The sequence below is a fragment of the Amycolatopsis sp. NPDC054798 genome (assembly GCF_053611505.1).
The window spans coordinates 1-3,251 of sequence record NZ_JBSHAM010000209.1; the positions used below are offsets into that span (position 1 = coordinate 1).

Below are 3,251 nucleotides of genomic sequence, written 5' to 3' on the forward strand. Positions count from 1 at the left end.
GTGCTTGTCAAGGCATCTTTCCCGCCTTGACAAGCACCCGCCGTCCGTCATCACAATGGGCTTCGGGGTGCCCCCAACCCATCCGGGGCGCAATGTCGCCGCCAGGCGACGAGCCGCCGCCCCCTCAGGAAGCAGGCAACGCCGCCAACCGAGCCTCAATCCGCGAAATATCAGCCACCGCGGTCTCCCGCCGCACCTTGATCTTCTCGATCACCTGCTCCGGAGCCTTGGCGATAAACGCCTCGTTCCCCAGCTTCCCCTCAGTCTGCGCCAATTCCTTCCGCGCAGCCCCGAGATCCTTCTCCAGCCGCTTCCGCTCCGCAGCCACGTCGATCGTCCCCGACGTATCCAGCTCCACCGTCACGACCCCGCCAGCCAACGCCACCTCCAGCGACGCACTGGCCGAGAACCCGTCCTCCGGCTCGGTAAGCCGCACCAGCGACCGGATCGCACCGGAATGCCCGTCCGGGAACGCCTCCCCCGACAGCCGGGCAGCGACCTTCTGCCCCGGCTTCAACCCCTGATCAGCCCGGAACCGCCGAATCTCGGTGATCAGCTTCTGCACATCCGCCACCCGCGCGTCCGCGACCGGATCCGCATACCCCTCAACCGCCTTCGGCCAAGCAGCGATCACCAGCGACTCGCCCCCGGTCAACGCCGTCCAGAGCTTCTCCGTCACAAACGGAACGAACGGATGCAGCAGCCGCAGCACCGTGTCCAGCACGTGCCCAAGCACCTTCCGCGTAGCCTCGACCCGCGCGGAATCCCCTTGGTACAGCTGAACCTTCGCCAGCTCCAGATACCAGTCGCACAACTCGTTCCACGTGAACTGGTACAGCGCGTTCGCGACCTTGGCGAACTGGAAGTCCTCGAAGAGACCGTCCACTTCGGACACCAACGCCGCGAGCCGCCCGAGAATCCACCGGTCGGACTCCGTCAGCTCGACAGCGTCCGGCAGCGCGCCCTCCGCTGTAGCCCCGTTCATCATCGCGAACTTGCTGGCGTTCCACAGCTTCGTGCAGAAATTCCGCGACCCCGCGGCCCATTCGTCCGCCAGCGCCATGTCCGCCCCCGGGTTCGCCCCGCGAGCGAGCGTGAACCGGGTGGCGTCCGCCCCGTAGGCATCCATCCACTCCAGCGGGTCGATGACGTTGCCGCGAGACTTCGACATCTTCTTGCCATTAGCGTCGCGAATCAGCCCGTGCAGGTACACGTGGTCGAACGGCTGCCGCCCGTCCATCTCCTGCACGCCGAACATCATCATCCGGACCACCCAGAAGAACAGGATGTCGTACCCGGTGGACAGCACGCTGGTCGGATAGAACTTCGCCAGATCAGCGGTCTCGTCCGGCCAGCCCATCGTCGACATCGGCCACAGCCCCGACGAGAACCAGGTGTCGAGCACGTCCGGGTCCTGCGTCCAGCCCTCGCCCGAGGGCGGCTGCTCGTCCGGGCCCACGCACACGACCTCGCCGTCCGGGCCGTACCAGACCGGGATCCGGTGGCCCCACCACAGCTGGCGCGAAATCGTCCAGTCGTGCATGTTGTCGACCCAGTCGAAGTAGCGCTTCTCCAGCTCGGCCGGGTGAATCTTCGTGCGCCCGTCGCGCACCGCGTCGCCGGCGGCCTTGGCCAGGTCGGCGACCTTGACCCACCACTGCAGCGACAGGCGCGGCTCCACGACCGTGTCGCAGCGGGAGCAGTGCCCGACCGCGTGCACGTACGGCCGCTTCTCCGCGACGATCCGGCCCTGCTCGCGCAGCGCGGCGACCACCGCGGGCCGCGCCTCGAACCGGTCGAGGCCCTCGAACGGACCGGGCACGGTGACCTCGGCGCGCTCGTTCATGACGGTCAGCATCGGCAGGTCGTGGCGGCGGCCGATCTCGAAGTCGTTCGGGTCGTGCGCCGGGGTCACCTTGACCGCGCCGGTGCCGAACTCCGGGTCGACGTGCCGGTCCGCGACCACCGGGATCTTCCGCCCGGTCAGCGGCAGTTCGATCTCGGTGCCGACCAGGTGCGCGTAGCGCTCGTCGTCCGGGTGCACGGCCACCGCGGTGTCGCCCAGCATCGTCTCCGCGCGCGTGGTGGCCACGACGATCGAGGCGTCGCCGTCGCCGTAGCGGATCGACACGAGTTCGCCGTCGTCGTCGCTGTGGTCGACCTCGATGTCCGACAGCGCCGTCTGGCAGCGCGGGCACCAGTTGATGATGCGCTCGGCGCGGTAGATCAGGCCGGCGTCGTAGAAGTTCTTGAACACCGTCTGGACGGCCTTGGACAGGTTCTCGTCCATGGTGAAGCGCTCGCGCGACCAGTCGACGCCGTCGCCGAGCCGCTTCATCTGGCCGAGGATCTTGCCGCCGTACTCGGCCTTCCACTCCCAGACGCGCTCGACGAACTTCTCGCGGCCGAGGTCGTGGCGCGACAGGCCCTCGCCGGCCAGCTGGCGCTCGACGACGTTCTGCGTCGCGATGCCCGCGTGGTCCATGCCCGGCAGCCACAGCACCTCGTAGCCCTGCATCCGGCGGCGGCGGCTCATCGCGTCCATCAGGGTGTGGTTGAGCGCGTGCCCCATGTGCAGGCTGCCGGTCACGTTCGGCGGCGGCAGTACGATCGAGAACGGCGGCTTCTCCGACGAGGCGTCGGCCGTGAAGTACCCGGCCGCTACCCAGCGGTCGTACATCGGGGCTTCCTCGGCGGCCGGGTCCCAGGCACCCGGAAGGTCGGTTTTCTGCTGCGGAGCGTTCTCGGTCACAATGGACAAGTCTACGAACCCGCCGCGGCGGGGTTACGCAGGGGGAAAGGCGGTGCGCCGATGACTCGGCCGGAGGATCCGGACGACCGGATGGAAACCCATCCCGACCTCATGGACCCCGAATGGCGCAAGCACGCCCAGCGGGACGCCTGGCTCGGCGCGAAGAAGGACCTGAAGAAGCGGCGCAAGCGCGAACGCCGCGCCGCTCCGGCCCCGGTCTACGGCCGCGGCGGCGCGGTGCCGAGCCGCTGGCCCGGCGTCGCCGCGATCGTCGGCCTGGTGCTGCTGCTCGCCGCCGCGATCGTGGTGCACCAGGTGCAGCCGATCGGAGCGAACGACCGGAAGATGGGGTACATCCTCGGGCTCGGCTCCTCCGCGGAGACCACCAGCCAGACGCTCTAGCCCGAAGTCCGTGAAGGGCTCCGTGCGGGGATCTTAATCCGGCCCGGAGCGCTTCACGGTTTTAGGCGAGGTGGCGGAGGGTGTGCGAAACAGGGTA

The 3,251-nt window shown here is 68.5% G+C and carries 2 protein-coding genes; one reads left to right on the forward strand and one right to left on the reverse strand.

Annotation, left to right across the window (positions count from 1 at the left end):
* Window positions 1-124: 124 nt before the first annotated feature.
* On the reverse strand, window positions 125-2,752 hold the full coding sequence (locus ACWGIC_RS44795; protein WP_452082042.1) for a valine--tRNA ligase: 2,628 nt from the start codon (window positions 2,750-2,752) through the stop codon (window positions 125-127).
* A 60-nt stretch (window positions 2,753-2,812) separates the two neighbouring features.
* Between ACWGIC_RS44795 and ACWGIC_RS44800 the strand changes: the two genes are divergently transcribed.
* On the forward strand, window positions 2,813-3,154 hold the full coding sequence (locus ACWGIC_RS44800; RefSeq protein WP_452082043.1) for a hypothetical protein: 342 nt from the start codon (window positions 2,813-2,815) through the stop codon (window positions 3,152-3,154).
* Window positions 3,155-3,251: the final 97 nt, after the last annotated feature.

What these genes read in the sequence shown, in the direction of transcription:
- ACWGIC_RS44800 (WP_452082043.1), top strand. Translation starts at nt 2,813, where the DNA reads ATGACTCGGCCGGAGGATCCGGACGACCGGATGGAAACCCATCCCGAC.